The sequence below is a fragment of the Halioxenophilus aromaticivorans genome, from assembly GCF_042850945.1.
Classification (GTDB): Bacteria; Pseudomonadota; Gammaproteobacteria; order Pseudomonadales; family Cellvibrionaceae; genus Halioxenophilus; species Halioxenophilus aromaticivorans.
This window is the reverse complement of sequence record NZ_AP031496.1, coordinates 3,103,994-3,118,872: the sequence shown is the minus strand read 5'-3', so window position 1 is coordinate 3,118,872 and position 14,879 is coordinate 3,103,994. Positions and strand designations below refer to the sequence as shown.

The window sequence follows — 14,879 nt, the reverse complement described above, 5'->3', positions numbered from 1 at the left end:
GGTCTATAGATTGGTAAAAGCGTGAGCCTTTGCATGCAACTGTTTTTTAGAAGCCACGTTTCGCTATGGCGTGAGCTTCTTTACTGAGCTGCTCTTGAAAGTCCGGGTGAGCGATGGCAACCAGGCGTTTGGCGCGTTCAGCCAGGCTTTGGCCTTTTAATTCTGCGGCGCCGTATTCGGTAACGATAATATCCACTTCCGTGCGAGCACTGGTAACCGGGCCGCTTAGAGCGAGACAAATACGGCTCAGTTCGCCGCGTTTAGCTGTAGAAGGTAAGGCAATAATGGAACAGCCTCCGCGCGAACGAGCGCCAGCCCTTACAAAATCCACCTGGCCTCCGGTGCCACCTAGATAGGCGGAGCCGCTTTGTTCGGCGTTTACTTGCCCAGTAAGGTCCACCTCCAGCGCCGAATTTAGCGTTACCAGTTGATCCAGTTGGTCTAAAACAGCAGCGTTGTGCGTGTAATCCGTAGCACACATTCTCACCGACGTGTTCTCATTGGCGAAATCATAGAGCTTTTGGCTACCAATAAGCGCGCCATTAATGGTAACGCCTGGGTCTATTTTCTTGCGCGCATTGGTGATAACACCTTGCTCGATTAGCTCGACCAAACCATCTCCCAGCATGCCTGAATGTACGCCAAGATCTTTACGGTCTCCCAGCAAGCGTAGAATGGCATCGGGGACGGCGCCAACGCCGGTTTGTATCACACAACCGTCGGTGATGTAGGCCGCGCAATTTTTGGCTATGGCTTGGTCTAGTTCGGTTATTTTGGCTGCTGCTACGGTTACCGGATTTTGCTCGGTTTCTACGCCAATGTCGATGTCGTCAGCGGTAAGCGCTTCGCCAACGGTAAAGGGTACATTGTGATTAATTTCGGCGATGACGACTCGCGCCTTTGTTACCGCTGCTTTTACATAATCGCTGATTAGGCCACAACTGAATTGGCCGTCGGCGTTGGGCCGGCTAACTTGAACAAAAGCCACGTCACAAGGCAGTAAGTTATTCTGGATGGCCGGAGCAACCTGGCTGACGTGTATGGGAATCACGTCCATCAGGTTGGCTTTGGTCATACTACGTAAAGCGCCTATGGCCCCCATACTGGTTAGTCTAAAACTGTCGGCGCTGTGTGGTTGAAATAAACCCGAAAAACTTGTTGCGATAAACGCTTTGAGATCGCCAATGTTTGAGCCTTGTTCGATCAGCGCTTGGACTAACGTAGTAGGTTCACCGCAGGCTTGGCCCATGATGATGCTATCGCCGGGTTTTAGATAAGCGCTTAAATCCAGCTGACTTACGTTGAATAGATTGATCATAATTTTTCAGCCAGGGCTAGTAGTGCCTGGGCGCGGGCTAGGTGTGGGCGATCAACCATTGCGCCTTTAAAGCCAATGGTTCCTGCACCAGGGTTAGCGGCAAATAGGTCCACGATCTCCTGAGCCTCGGCCAATTCTTCGGCGGTGGGCGTAAATGCGGCGTTGATCACTTCAACCTGGGCCGGATGGATGGCCAGCATGCCTCGGTAGCCATCGCGCCGAACCTTTTCGGCTCGCAGGCGAAGTTTGTCTAGATCCCTAAAATCACCTTGTATGGTTTCTATTGGCGCCACGTCCGCAGCACTAGCGCCGAGTAAACAAAGGCTTCTGGCGAGCTCGTAAGTAAACCCATAGCTACCGTCGTTATTGGTATTTACACTGGCGCCAACGGCATCTGCTAAGTCTTCGGCTCCCCAGGTCATTGCCACCACACGGGGTGCGCCGCGATAGCTACCGGTGGTGAACATCCCGTTGGCGGTTTCTGTTACCAGCACAATGACTTTGGTGCTGCCTTGCTCTATGTCGTAGGCGGCCTCTAATGCCGTTAGGTAGTGATCTAAAAGCTCAACGTCTTTAACGTCATAGGTTTTGGGCAACATGATGCCGCCGGGGTTGCTGGGCATTACTGCTACCAAGTCTGTTAGAGTATGCTCGCCATCAAGTGGATTTACTCGCACCCACAGGCGTTCTTTTGCAGCCACTGATTGTTTATCCAAAAACCTAGCAACCAGGGAGCGCGCTTCGGTTTTGCGCTCCTCGGCAACGGCGTCTTCTAAATCAAAGATCACAATATCGGCCGAGCCATCGGTGGCTTTTTGCATTTTCTTTTCGCTGTCGCCGGGCGCAAATAGCCAAGATCGAGCACTAAAGCTTTTGTTTTTTACGGTCATGCAATTTACTCCTATCTTGTCGCTGGTGTGTAAAACCGAGAAACCCGCGGCAATTAATACGATTTAGGTAGATCTAAAACTTTCTCAGCTAGGAAATTCAAAATCATATGCGGGCTAACTGGTGCTGTCCTTGGGATAAGAACTTCTCTAAGGTAACGCTCCACGTGGTATTCTTGGGCATAACCCATTCCACCCAAGGTCAACATGGCGGTGTGACAAGCTTCGAAGCCGGCTTCGGCGGCCAGGTATTTGCCAGCATTGGCTTGAACACCGCAGTCAACGCCGGAGTCGAACAGTTGAGCTGCCTGAAGAACCATTAAGTTAGCCGCTTCTACCTGGGCCCAACACTTAGCCAATGGGTGTTGGATGCCTTGGTTCATGCCAATAGGGCGGTCGAATACCACTCGTTCTTTGGCGTATTGCGCGGCCTTTTTAATAGCGATACGGCCAAGGCCAATGGCCTCTGCACCCAGTAATATTCGCTCCGGGTTTAGGCCCTGTAAAATGATCTTAAAACCATCGCCTTCAGCACCGATGCGGTCTGCTTCAGGAATCCATAAATCGTTGATAAACAGCATATTTGAGCCAACGGCATGGCGGCCCATTTTGGGAATAATTTGGTGTTCTACTTTGCTGCGATCAATATCCGTGAAAAACAACGATAAGCCTTCGGTTTTACGGCGGCATTCTTCTAGCGGCGTGGTGCGGGCCAACAGCATCATTTTGTCGGCGACGTGCGCATTGGTTATCCAAATTTTTTCACCGGTGACACGATAGCCCCCCGGCTCGCCTACCGCTCGAGTCTTTAATTTGGTGGTGTCTAAACCGACGTTTGGCTCGGTAACCGCAAAACACATTTTCTGCTCGCCGCTCAGAATGGGTGGAATCATTCTTTGTTTTTGCTCATCGGTACCAAAGTGATCGATGGGCTCAAGACTGAACACAGGCCCATGGATGCTAGATGCAGCGGTCATACCGCCACCGGATTCTGCTACCGCCTGCATCATCAAAGCGGCTTCCGTGATACCAAGGTTTGCTCCACCAACGGATTCAGGCATGGCAATACCAAGCCAGCCAGCCTGGGCCATTGAAAGGTGGAATTCGAATGGAAACTCACCTTTGCGGTCCAGTTCTAGCCAATAATCATCAGAAAACTGGGAGCAGTGCTTGAGTACCGCTTCTCGAATATCGCGTTGGTCTTGAGTGAGATTGTGCTCCACAGTGGGCTCCTTTTGGCTCGCAGTGTTGAAACGAGCGCTCGTCATCATGGGTCAATAGGGGTATTAAAAATTTAGGTTTAGCTCAGCTAGAATTTCGTCGGTGTTTTCGCCTAGTGCCGGTGCGGGGCCGTGTACTTTACCGGGTGTTTGAGAAAAATTTGTAGGCACTCCAGGGAATCGAATTTTACCGGAGGGTGTCTCAATATTTTCGAAAAAGCCTATGCTTTTAAGGTGCTCATCCTCGAATAAGTCGTCTGCGCTTCGCAAAGGTGATGCGGGGATGCCGAGTTCAGTCAGTAGATCGAGCCATTGGGCGGTGGAGCGTTCTAAGAAGGTTTCTGCTAGTAAACCGTAAACTTCGTTGATTCGTTTAGCCCGGTCAGCCAGCTTGGCTAATTCCGGGGTTGCCCAGTTTGGCTTAACAGCCTGCGTAAACAGCGCCCAGTGTTTATCGTTATAAACCAAAGCGGCAATGTGCCCGTCTTTGGTTTTGTAAGGGCGTCTGTTTTTAGCCACGGCGCGGTGGTAATAAGCTCCACCAAGGGGCGGATCAAAAATCGCTTTGTCGGCGTGTTCGGCTAACATAAACGCGGCCATGGTTTCAAACATGCCCACCTCAACCTCCTGGCCTTCGCCGGTTTGGCAACGGTGGAACAAAGCCATTACGGTGGCGTAGAGTACAGTCAGCCCGGCTACTTTATCGGCCATAATGGTGCCGACGAAATTGGCCTCGCCAGTGAGCTCGAATTGTGCTGCATTTAAGGCGCATTCGGCTTGTATTGTGTCGTCGTAGGCGGGTCGGTCCGCGTAGGGCCCGGCGCGGCCGTAGCCATAACAATTGGTATACACAATATCAGATTTAATGGCTTTAACCCTGTCGTAACAAAACCCCAATTTAGCAACGGCTTTGGCACGCATAGAATGGATGAAGACATCCGCGGTTTTAATCAACTCGGTGAGGGCTGTTTTGCCATGCTCGGTGGTCAGGTCTAGAACGACGCTACGTTTACCACGGTTAACGTTAATGAAAACTCCACATAAGCCCGGATCTCTGCCTGTTGAGACGTAACGTGTTTGGTCACCGTTGGGTGGCTCGATCTTGATAACATCTGCGCCCATATCCGCCATAATTTGCGTGCTGTAGGGCCCCATTACCATGGCGGTTAAATCAACTACTCTGATGCCCTTTAAAGGCCCGGTTTTCTCCACGCTTTAGTCTCCATCCCAACGTTTTAATTTATTCTATTTGTGTGTTGCCAATTCTCTTATTCAAATTTCTGCGCGACTACCAAACGTAGTATTTCGATAGTCGGCAAAAGAGTAGCGTTGTTGACTACTCTGGCTTGTTATCGCCATTCAGCTTAATGGGCGCACCTTCGCCCATAAACTTGGCTAGGTTCTTGTGCATGATTGCTGTGGTGCGCTCCATATAGGGGTTCGGTTTGGGGCCATGGAATCCTGCGGATTTCATACCTTGTTGCACTGCAGCCATATTGCCGAAGTCCTGAGATAACACATAACACCAGTCTTCTTCTGTAGGAGGGCAGAATTTCCAGGCTGGTTTTGGCTCTTCACCTTCTGGGTAAAGCTCGTAAACAGCGGCTTCGAAAACACACTTATCTGGGTCATAGCCGTGAGGGCGTGCTTGATAGGTCAGCATGTTGTTTACCGCGTGTCCGATCTGGAAGTTTGGAAACAGCTGCCAAGCCGTACCGCTTTCGCCAACAATTTTGGGGTCTACCTCGGGCCAGTGAACACCACGGGCGGCATCGTCTGCACGTGCTGATTTCAGCCAGTGTTGCAATACTGCTGTGGCCGGTGTGCCTTCTGGTAATTCGTCTTTCAGCCGTTTGGCTGCGTTGACTAAGGTTTCTGTTGTGTTTGTATTGGCTTTTTCCCAGGTGTAGACCTGCATTTCAGCAGTGGAAATTCTGGGGTCGGCGGCTTCGCCGACACGCAGTTTGGCGGCTTGGTTGCCATCCATGTTTTTGGGCGTGTCGTATCCGATATTACTGTGTAATTCACCCTGAGCACGGGCCCAGCCACGAAAGGAACCGTACTGATTAAATTCTGGGTGTGTGGTTTGCACATGGTAGGTTTCGTTAAAAGCCTGCATGGCGACTTTCCAGTTACAGTCGAATACACCCCATTTCCGCCAGCGGCAGCGCATGTTCTGCAGCTGGAAGGGCTCGAGCATACTTGCGGCCGGTTCCAAGTAGTCTTTGAGAGGTTGGCAATTTGGGTCCAAGTTTATAAATATGAAACCGGACCAAGTATCCATATTTACGGGTTTTAAACTGGTGCATGCCTCAGTTAATGAATCCCCCCAGTCTTCTCGAAACGGTATGTGGTTATTTTTGCCGTCTAGGTCAAATTGCCAGCCATGATAGCCGCACACTAACTTGCGCATATAACCTGAGCCGTTTCGTTCTCCTTCCGGTACATCTACTAACCGTCTGCCGCGGTGAGGGCAAACATTGTGATAGGCTTTTAATGTATCTGGAGCAGTGCGTACGATGAGCACTGAGTCGTCTAAAATTTCGTAGGTGATATAGCTTCCTACCTGCTCGAGGTCTTCTACACGTCCGGCTTGGAGCCAAACCTTACGCCACAGCTTGTCTCTTTCAGCCCGTGCGTAGTCTTCAGAAATATAAGCATCTACCGAATAAATGGCGGCTTCTGAAAGAGCGTCATCTGGTTTGTTGTTACTCATTGGAGACCTCGATTTTATTATGATGTGTTTCTGCCGGCTCGGCTTTACTAAGCGGCCGATGTTTTAAATTCAGCCAATCACTTCACTTTATTTTATTAACCAAAAATCAATTTAATGTTTAATTGGGTTTAAAATAATCGTGATATTCACAATTAAAAGTCCAGTCATATAGCCTGCGCTGTGATGTTGGTATATTATTTTAAATAGCCGCTTATTTGAAGTTTTATAAAAATAGGTACGGACAAAAAAGGCGGTTTTTCTTGTTTGGTTTACTGTCGTTACTCAGTCGTTGAGTTATGGGCATGGTCTCAATAATAACTATTAAACAAATTGCCGATTTCTGGAGGTTTACTGTGTTAAAAGAAAAAACCAATGTGCCACTGTACGTACAGGTTGCGCGTACGCTTAAAGAAGAAATTGTGGCTGGTGTATATCCTGTTGGTACACTGTTACCCACAGAAGAGGCTCTCTGTGAACGATTTTCAGTGAGTCGCTATACCGTGCGCGAAGCACTTAGAATTTTGCGCGATGATGGGTTGGTGGCGTCTCGGCGTGGCGCCGGTACCTCGGTGATTCCTCCCCAGAGTTCACGCTCGGGTATGCGGCAGGTTATGTCAATCAATGACCTTTTAGAGTTTGCTGCCGCAACTAAGTTTGAAGTCTCTAGTATTCGCATGGTAACCGTTAACAATAAACTGCATGCTCGCACAGGATTGCAGGTGGGGTCCGAATGGTTAGAGATTCTAGGCTATCGTATGAAGGAAAACTCAGCCACGCCGTTTTGCTTGGCAGAGTATTTCGTTAACCGCGATTACGCATCGGTGGGCCGTTTGCTACAGCGCCACGAAGGCCCTATTTTCCCTTTGATTGAGGATATGTTTGGGATAAAAGTACGAGAGGTTCAGCAGGAGATTTCTGCCACAATACTCCAGCCGACCTTGGCTGATAAGTTGGGCGTTGCTACCGCGTCAGCAGCGTTGGAGGTTCAGCGGAGCTATATTGGCAGTGATAATAGTATTGCTCAAGTTACTATTAACACCCATCCTGGCTCTCGTTTTAAGCATTGCATGACTATGCGTCAAGTGGAGAGTTGGATTTAATTTGTTCAATTCACACTGCCAATTAGGGCTCAATTTCGAGCCCTAAAGTTCTGCACTACTATTACTGGCTCGTTAACGGCGTAAGCTGAGGATAGGTTGGTTAATACGGCTGAATCTATATTGTGCGGCGGCAGGGTATCGAAGCTTTTGCTGGCTTCATCGTGACGCTATTAACGCGGTAATTGAAAGAATGGGGCGTTAGAAAGGTCTAAAAAAGTCGATAGCTCGGTGATCCCAAAGCCGTAAGGCAAGCAAAGAGAGGCCCCAATAGTGGGCCTCTCGAGTTTCGCTAGGCGGTGGCTTGGATAGGCTCTTCGCCTTCCAGTTTTGTGCGTACTAGCAGGCGTCCGCTGGCTGGGTCGTATTTAGTGGCTCGGTGCATAGTACCGGTGTTGTCCCACATTACCAGATCACCAATGGTCCACTTGTGTGAATAGACGAATTCCGGCTGAGTAGCCCAGGTGCGTAATTTCACCAGTAGCTCAGTGCTATCTTTGTGGCTTTTATCTACAACACTGCCTGCGGTGCAACCTAGTACCAAGGATTTGCGGCCTGATTTGTGTTTCCAAACTAGCGGTAGTTCGTTTTCGCCAATGGCCATCATGGCTTGGAGTTTTTGTACGTTAGGCTCTGGCTCGTAGTACAGTAGCGAAGGCCAAACGCCATGCAGTACGGTTAGTTGGTCGTATTCAGCTTTCTCATCCGCGCTTAGATCTTCGTAAGCGGCATAGGTGTTACAAAATTCCGTGTTGCCACCTTCTTTGGACAGCACTTTAGCGCCTAAAAGGGAGGCTAGGATTGGCACATCGTTCATGGTGCCATCGATATGCCAGAACATTGAGCCTTTAAGATACTCTGCTGATGCGGTTTGTGTGGTATCAAGACTAATCTTATGGACGCTTTCATGGTTACCGCCTTCGGCTGCAAAGTTGCCTAGGGTTTTGGTAAACGCTACTTGTTCTTCGTCGGTAAAGTTTATAGTGGGGAAGACTACGACACCGCGTTGTTCTAATAGCTCTCGGATACCATCGGCCAGATCGCCTTTTAATAACTCTTCTTTGGTATTAAGTATGCGCGCGCCAATTTTTGGTTTTATTTCTTCGTATTTTAAATTCATTATTTGCTACTCCTGATCGGCAAGGGGGCTAGCGGGTTATGTGCATGCCACTTGGCTGTAAGTTTCTCTTATTGTTGTTATTAGGCAATAAGTAGAAAAACAATATCGCAATGTTACGCTTATAGGTTTGACTAAAACCAAATGAAGCCTGGGTTTTCTTTTTTATTAGCGCTTCAATGTGGATTAATTCTAGCGGTAAGTGGGGCTATTGTCTCGTCGATTTCTTGGTCATAAAAATGAAAAGTGTTGAATAGTGGTAATTATTTTCAGACAAATTTAACAGCTTTTAAGAAAGTGCTGAACAGGGCGATAAACTCGGTATTTTATAAGGTAGTGCTAAAATCTGGCTGAGCCTGCAGGTTTAACGCTTATCTGCTAAACATAGCGACAATCACCCCTGTTGCCATCAGTTAAGGCGCCTCAATTTGTATGGACATTTCCGGGGTAACCTCTCCGCGCATAATCCGCTCTGAGTGTTCTAAACCATTGGGTTAATATGCACTTTGGTTTCTTGATTACTGCCCCTAAGTTTTTCCATCATCGATGGCAGTTGCTCCAAACCAACGGTGTTGGTAATGATTATTTTGGGGTCAAAGTCAGTGCCACTGAGTACATCTACACAATGTTGAAAGTTGGCCAGTGTGTAGCCAACCGGAAATAACAACGACACGCCCTTAAAGCCAGCCATGGCCGGTGTAAATTGATCTGGAGCGGTACAAAACCCCATGGATACTACCTTGCCCATAGGTTTAACCATTGCTATACCTTGACCAATAAAGCCAGGGCGACCTATGCATTCAACAACAATATCTGGCGCGCCCCCCAGTAATTTTTGAATTTGGTCTTGCTGTTGGTCGCCAAAGTTAATCAGGGCGTCGGCCCCCATGGCCAAGGCTAGTTCCTCACGGCGGCTGGAGCGTGACATGGCCACAACAGAAGCGCCAAGTTGTTTAGCCCAAAATATTGCGCAAAGTGCAACGGAACCAGCGCCGAGTACCAGGACCTTGGCGCCAGGCTTTATCTGGGCTTGCTGTAAGCCATAGAGTCCAACGGCGAACGGCTCTACCAGTGCGCCATCGGCTGCAGTCAATGTACTCGGTAGCTTTGTCGAGACCGCTTCCGGAACACTAATGTACTGTGCGAAGCCTCCCATCAATCCTGGTGCGTTATGGCACAATGCCAGGTTGCCGGTTGCGCAGGCATCGCAGTTACCGCATCCGGTTGAAGGCAGTGCGGTTATTAAATCGCCCTCGGAAAGGTGCCGCACTTGGCTTCCCTTAGCGACTACCCGACCAGCGTATTCATGCCCTGGGGTGCAGCCAGCAGGGAATTGCCAATGATGGCCTTCCGTCATATGTAAGTCGGTGCCGCAAATACCACAGCGGTGTACTTCGATGACGACTTCATCGGGCTTGGGGCTTGGGTCTGGCTTATTGATGATTTCTAACGGTTCACCGTCGCCAGGGTAGTTGGCTGCCTTCATTACTTTGCCCTATTTTTTAAATTGCATCATGTATTGACCAAAGCGTTGTTTTATCATTGCTTGGGTTAACCCGAAATCAGACAGTTGGTAGTGGTGTTTGCCGTGCTGCCGCTCTGGGTCATCTTGTATGCGTTGGAGCATTTCGGCCTTGGCTGTGGGGGAGAGTTCTTGGCCAATAAATCGATAGATGCGTTCGATTTCTCCCAGCGGGTCTTCGACAAAACTTTGGTGAGAAACATCTAAAACGTGTTCTGGCTTTTGAGCTTTGACTGTCTCGGCATGGTGAATTGCTGCAGACCACTTTTCCAGCTCGCGTATGCCTATTAACTTGGCGCGTAAATTGCGCCGACCTTGTTCGACCAAGTCGTGGCTTTTGATAAACATTGAACACAAAGATGGAATGGCTTTAACCGGATCGCGGTGGGTGTGAATGACCTTGGCATCTGGGAAAACAGCAAACAGCGAATCCAGGTGGGCGATGTGGCCTGGGTTCTTGAGGAGCCATCGTTTTGAACTATCGTTGCTGCCGATCAGTTGTAACGCGGTTTTTAAATAACGGTAGCTGTTTAGCTCAGATTGAGTTTGCAACCATAGGTCATAGCTGGCCGCGCTCCAGATGCAACTCCAGATGTTTGAAGTAAACGTTTGACGCATTATCAAGCAGCATTCATCTACTTCATCTGCTGCCATTTTATGCGCCGCTAGCCGGTCTGGAGCATGCTGATAGCGTTCTTGTAATTGTTTTAGGGTGGCCTGGAAGCTTTGGTATTGTTGCCAGGTTGATTGTGGTGGACGGGGCATGGGATTGCCGATTAACCAAGTCTGCAAACCTTGAAAATTTTCATCCAGGGCCATCAGTTTGTGCAGGGCGGTAGTGCCCGTGCGTGGAATCCCGGTTATCACCACAGGGCTGTGGATGGGCATATTTTGAGTATCCGGGTGGGCTGCAAGCTGTTGATAGAGGTAGCCTCGGGCATAGAGCGTTTTACACAGTTCTCGCCAGGCCATTTCGCGACCGAATTCCGATAACCTTGGGTCGTAATCGAGCGACAGCAAAAGTACAGCTAGGCCCGCTTGGTAATCGTCGGGGCCAAAGTTATCGCTGCCTAAAATTCCGCTGACCGTGTTGTGTAATTGCCCGGCTGAGTTGGCAAAGGTGGTTGGAGACTTTAAACTTGAGCTGTTTATCATGAGGCAATTACCAGCGCTTACGCATTTGGCAAGCCTGTACCCGCAGTTGCAGTTCTTCGGCTCTTTGCTCGGGCCATATAACAGGTGTAGTGGTAGGGAGGTGTTGTCTTAGTTCGATCAGGGGCACGCGCTTGATGATTGGCGTTGGGTTGCTATCGCAATCGAACCAGCGGCCGTAAATACCACCTTCGTTATAACCGGCTGGGTCCAGCCAGTTGGGCACACCTGGGTCGGTTAGGGATATTACTGCTCGGAATTTTCCGCCCTCACTAACCACCGCTGTGTGGCCATTTATGCTGGAATTTCGATAGACGTATTCCAATGCATTAAAGTAGGGGTCATTCAGCTGAATATTCCAGTAGGGCCGCTTTTGGGGCAGTTCTGTTTCAATAATGAGTGCTTCGTCGTCGTTTAGTTGGAAGCACGCCGGCCAATAGACTTGTTTAGCTAGAGCTCCTTGCATTCTGATGGGCTCAAATACGTTAAAGCCAACGCGATCTTTAACGCCGTTTTGCAGGCGATAGTAGCTTTTTGTTTTTCTGCCCGGGAATTTAGCCATCTCCTTTATGCGATCACGGATTTCTGATGGCGTCAGCCGGGCTTTTGGTCCAACCGGATCTAAGCAAGTAATGGCGAGTTTGGGGTCTATTTCATTCAGCCAATCGTAGCTGCGCAGGCGCACCATCATGCCGGTGGCCCCTGGGTCGATCGGTGCCCAATCACCGGCGTAGCCGGATGGTTTTTCTACGCTAAATAAAATATCAATATTACCGAACTCATCCACACTAAAATCGCTGTCGTCGATTTCGTTGTGGCCGCCTATTTGGCTGATGTCGTCAATCATTCCGGACATATGGCGTTGGGTGGTGAAGCTAAGTATTTTTACCGTGCCGCGTTTACCGCTGACTCGATAACAGTATTTCCCGCTGATGGGGCTGTATAAATAAATGTCGTCTGGGTTGGGTTGTAAGGTAAAAACGGGGTTCCATAAAGGCGCCCAGTCGGGGTGCTCCGGGGTGGCGTGGAAATAGGCAAAATAGCTGTAGGATAAACTCATCATTGTCTGCCGATAGACATCCGCATGGTAGGCTTCATCGTCGGGTTGCCAGGTGTTATCTATTTCATCTAAGGCTGTTTGTAGGTCAGCCAATAGCGGAAAAAAACCGTTTTTAGTATCCGTTCGCATTTGATTCGGCCTTAGTAATTATTCGGTACTTGCTCTGTTAAAAATGCCAGCCCGGCGGGTTCGGGGAAAAGGTATTCGCAGTAGTGCCCGAGTAGAGGGACATCAATAAAGCAGCTATTCATAAAGCCGGGGGTATGGCTGATGTGGGGAATAGCCCAATTGCTCCGTTCGGCTTGCTCTAATAGCTGTTGCCATTGCTGTTCGGTTTCTATCAGGTAGCCCAGGTGGTGGTGGGCTAAAGCTAGACTTGTTGTTTCCGGCAATCTGCCAACATAAATATCAGAGCCAGGGCCTTTGGCGGTCAATAGCTCGTACATGGTGCTGCCCACCCAAGCCAGCTCTATATGGATCTCGCCACCGCTGGGCAAGGGGCCTGTAAGGGTTTTAAATTCGGTAATTCCTAGTCGTTCTTGGAATAGCGTTTTTGCTGTATCGATATCATTGGTGGCGTAGGCGATTTGGAACTGATGTGCACACAGAATGCCTTGATCTAGTGCGGGGTTGAGAGGTGGCCGGTTCATCGTGGGGTCCCAATCTGGATTTTTTAAAGATAGTAAATACTATCTATAGAGGATGCAACTGTTTATGAAAGCGCCAATCAGTGGGAGGCCCAGAGGTTTGGGTGGTCGTTGTCACCACTGCTTATCGTAACTAGGAGTTTGTTGTAGCTAAGAGACTGTTGTAACAGGGAGGCTGGCTTGCATAGAGAGGGCTATTGCAGTAGTTAAGGTATACCCGTTTTGCTCGCAAAAAGAGGGCGCAGCACCAGCCGGCTGGTGGGCTTTTTAATCTTCTAAAAGTTATCGGTCTGTTATGCGCTTTAATTGTTCGGCAAAGTGTTGTCGCAGGGTTGGCATGTCCACTTTCATTGATGGGGTTCTCGGCAGCTCTGGCAGAGCAAGCCAGTGCACAGGAATGTGTGTAGCTGGAAGCTGGTTTCGTAAGGCAGTTGCAACGTTGTCAAAATTAACTGGATCGCTCGTATTTTTCATAACGATTGCTGCGCCGGGTACTTGGCCCAAACGGTCGTCCTTGATGGCAATAACCGAGGCCATGGCAATATCACAGTTTTGTAAAAGCGCTTGTTCTATTATGCTGGGTAGCAGTTTAAATCCGCCGCGTATGATTGCACCATCGGCTCGCCCTTTTAAAAATAAAAAACCGTCTTCATCTATCACTGCCAGGTCCGATGTGGTTATCCAGTCCTCGCCAATGCGGCAGGATACGACTTGCAAAATACCTTCTCGGCCCGGAGGTAATGGTTGTTTGCGTTCAGCGTCTACTACCCGAATTTGCATGCCGGGGAAGGGCTTGCCCACGCTGCCGACTTTGTCTTTTCCTTGTTCATTCCACAGTTGCCAATTCATGCCGCAGACTGGCCCACCAAACTCTGTGGCGCCATAGGAGAGTAAAATGGCTATGCCATAGGTGGCTTCAAACTGGCGGTGCGTGTCTATATCTAAAGGCGCAGCGCCGGCAGAAAGCGCTTTAAGGCAGGACAACCGCTGTTTTGGCACTCGGGCATCTAATAGCATTTTAAACGCTGCCGGTGGCAGCCCAAAGAATTGCGGTTGGTATTGGTCGATAAAAGCCAGCCATGCGTCAAGGTTGAAGCGATCCAACAAAACAATTGGCTGGCCATTTAAAAGTGGTGGAAGTGTAGAATAAATCCCTGAAATATTACTTACCGGAAAATAGAGTAGGGCGGGTATTGCAGGTTGCGATTGCAGTTTGCTGCCGGTGAGTTTTGCGGCGCTGCCTGTCAGGTATTTTTCAACTTGCTCGTAGCTTAATGAAAATGGCTTTGGTTTTCCGGTGGTACCGCTGGTGAGCAGGATTATGCCCGGTTCACAGGGCTTATTTTGGCAATGTTCAAAGCCCTCCCGTGCGGTCGCTCCAGTTTGGCTCAACGCTATGACTAGGTTTTTGTCTTTGTTTTGGGTATGCAGAATATTGGCTGATAAATCTGTAGCCGTTGCCACGAGTCCATCTGGATTTATGGCTTCAATATCTGCCGCCATGGCCTGTTCGGACTGAAACGGGTAGACCATTCGAACCGTGCAGCCGAAGGATAACAGGCCTAAAAAAGCGGCTAGTGAGCGTGGTTGGTTGCGAGCGATAAAGGCAATTTTGCAACCTGGCTTGGCGCTACTGTTTGTTAGCAGGTTATGTACTTCTTTGGCGATGGTGGCGATAGTGCTCCACGGAATCCATTTGCCCTCAAACTGCACAGCCTGGGCAGTTTCGGGTTTACCGATGGCTTGTTGGCACAATTCTGCTAAGTGGTAATGGGCTGTCATGATTTTTATTCTTCTATGTTGCTTGCCATTCGGAATGTATTTCCGAAGGGTTGTAATGATGGCTAAGAATTTACCAGATCGATTGAGGTGCGTTTACTGATAGCGTTTTAGCTGTTTTTTTATTATTGCATTTGAATTGTTGAGTCCTTCGCCAACAAAGTAAATAAAAAACTTCATTTGTCAGCCAGCGGTGTTAATTTGGCTTTTTTAAATCAACATATTCCTGGATTGAGCTCAACAGATTCGGGTTATCTGCTTAATTTTTGGCTTCGTGGATTTGTGTTGGCCGGTTTGTTGTTTGGCTTAGCGTTTTTTAGGGAGGGCTATGTTGAAATAAAAAAGCGCCAGAAAATACTGAGGA

12 protein-coding genes are annotated in these 14,879 nt (G+C 48.9%); 1 reads left to right on the top strand and 11 read right to left on the bottom strand.

Annotated elements, in window-relative coordinates:
* Nucleotides 1-46: 46 nt before the first annotated feature.
* The 5 genes from ACGHM3_RS13590 to ACGHM3_RS13570 form a co-directional block, all read right to left on the bottom strand.
* The gene (locus ACGHM3_RS13590; protein ID WP_345415543.1) at nt 47-1,318 is read right to left on the bottom strand and encodes an acetyl-CoA hydrolase/transferase C-terminal domain-containing protein; all 1,272 of its coding nucleotides are present in this window, start codon (nt 1,316-1,318) and stop codon (nt 47-49) included.
* Nucleotides 1,315-2,208, bottom strand: coding sequence for a CoA ester lyase (locus ACGHM3_RS13585; protein ID WP_345415546.1), 894 nt, complete (start codon nt 2,206-2,208; stop codon nt 1,315-1,317). Before ACGHM3_RS13585 ends, ACGHM3_RS13590 begins: the two co-directional genes overlap by 4 nt.
* A gap of 53 nt (nt 2,209-2,261) precedes the next feature.
* Nucleotides 2,262-3,428, bottom strand: a complete 1,167-nt coding sequence (locus ACGHM3_RS13580; RefSeq protein WP_345415549.1) for an acyl-CoA dehydrogenase family protein — start codon at nt 3,426-3,428, stop codon at nt 2,262-2,264.
* A gap of 63 nt (nt 3,429-3,491) precedes the next feature.
* Nucleotides 3,492-4,637 carry a CoA transferase gene (locus ACGHM3_RS13575; RefSeq protein ID WP_345415551.1) on the bottom strand — a complete coding sequence of 382 codons (1,146 nt, stop codon included), beginning with the start codon at nt 4,635-4,637 and terminating at the stop codon, nt 3,492-3,494.
* 124 nt (nt 4,638-4,761) lie between these two features.
* Complete coding sequence (locus ACGHM3_RS13570) at nt 4,762-6,141, bottom strand: aromatic ring-hydroxylating dioxygenase subunit alpha (protein ID WP_345415554.1); 1,380 nt, start codon at nt 6,139-6,141, stop codon at nt 4,762-4,764.
* A gap of 353 nt (nt 6,142-6,494) precedes the next feature.
* Between ACGHM3_RS13570 and ACGHM3_RS13565 the strand changes: the two genes are divergently transcribed.
* Nucleotides 6,495-7,241, top strand: coding sequence for a GntR family transcriptional regulator (locus ACGHM3_RS13565; RefSeq protein WP_345415559.1), 747 nt, complete (start codon nt 6,495-6,497; stop codon nt 7,239-7,241).
* 289 nt (nt 7,242-7,530) lie between these two features.
* Here the strand turns inward: ACGHM3_RS13565 and ACGHM3_RS13560 are convergent, their stop codons facing one another.
* From ACGHM3_RS13560 to ACGHM3_RS13535, 6 genes are all read right to left on the bottom strand, one after another.
* On the bottom strand, nt 7,531-8,358 hold the full coding sequence (locus ACGHM3_RS13560) for a TauD/TfdA family dioxygenase (protein WP_345415562.1): 828 nt from the start codon (nt 8,356-8,358) through the stop codon (nt 7,531-7,533).
* Nucleotides 8,359-8,836: 478 nt separating this feature from the next.
* Complete coding sequence (locus ACGHM3_RS13555; RefSeq protein ID WP_345415565.1) at nt 8,837-9,841, bottom strand: alcohol dehydrogenase catalytic domain-containing protein; 1,005 nt, start codon at nt 9,839-9,841, stop codon at nt 8,837-8,839.
* Nucleotides 9,842-9,850: 9 nt separating this feature from the next.
* The gene (locus ACGHM3_RS13550) at nt 9,851-11,032 is read right to left on the bottom strand and encodes a sulfotransferase (protein WP_345415568.1); all 1,182 of its coding nucleotides are present in this window, start codon (nt 11,030-11,032) and stop codon (nt 9,851-9,853) included.
* A gap of 7 nt (nt 11,033-11,039) precedes the next feature.
* Entirely contained in the window at nt 11,040-12,218 is a 1,179-nt protein-coding gene (locus tag ACGHM3_RS13545) for a hypothetical protein (RefSeq protein WP_345415571.1), read from the bottom strand.
* An 11-nt stretch (nt 12,219-12,229) separates the two neighbouring features.
* Nucleotides 12,230-12,739: a hypothetical protein gene (locus ACGHM3_RS13540; RefSeq protein ID WP_345415574.1), complete on the bottom strand. Its 510-nt coding sequence runs from the start codon at nt 12,737-12,739 to the stop codon at nt 12,230-12,232.
* 279 nt (nt 12,740-13,018) lie between these two features.
* Nucleotides 13,019-14,518, bottom strand: a complete 1,500-nt coding sequence (locus ACGHM3_RS13535) for a fatty acid--CoA ligase family protein (RefSeq protein ID WP_345415577.1) — start codon at nt 14,516-14,518, stop codon at nt 13,019-13,021.
* Nucleotides 14,519-14,879: the final 361 nt, after the last annotated feature.

What these genes read in the sequence shown, in the direction of transcription:
- ACGHM3_RS13590 (WP_345415543.1), bottom strand. Translation starts at nt 1,318, where the DNA reads ATGATCAATCTATTCAACGTAAGTCAGCTGGATTTAAGCGCTTATCTA.
- ACGHM3_RS13585 (WP_345415546.1), bottom strand. Translation starts at nt 2,208, where the DNA reads ATGACCGTAAAAAACAAAAGCTTTAGTGCTCGATCTTGGCTATTTGCG.
- ACGHM3_RS13570 (WP_345415554.1), bottom strand. Translation starts at nt 6,141, where the DNA reads ATGAGTAACAACAAACCAGATGACGCTCTTTCAGAAGCCGCCATTTAT.
- ACGHM3_RS13560 (WP_345415562.1), bottom strand. Translation starts at nt 8,358, where the DNA reads ATGAATTTAAAATACGAAGAAATAAAACCAAAAATTGGCGCGCGCATA.
- ACGHM3_RS13555 (WP_345415565.1), bottom strand. Translation starts at nt 9,841, where the DNA reads ATGAAGGCAGCCAACTACCCTGGCGACGGTGAACCGTTAGAAATCATC.
- ACGHM3_RS13550 (WP_345415568.1), bottom strand. Translation starts at nt 11,032, where the DNA reads ATGATAAACAGCTCAAGTTTAAAGTCTCCAACCACCTTTGCCAACTCA.
- ACGHM3_RS13545 (WP_345415571.1), bottom strand. Translation starts at nt 12,218, where the DNA reads ATGCGAACGGATACTAAAAACGGTTTTTTTCCGCTATTGGCTGACCTA.
- ACGHM3_RS13540 (WP_345415574.1), bottom strand. Translation starts at nt 12,739, where the DNA reads ATGAACCGGCCACCTCTCAACCCCGCACTAGATCAAGGCATTCTGTGT.
- ACGHM3_RS13535 (WP_345415577.1), bottom strand. Translation starts at nt 14,518, where the DNA reads ATGACAGCCCATTACCACTTAGCAGAATTGTGCCAACAAGCCATCGGT.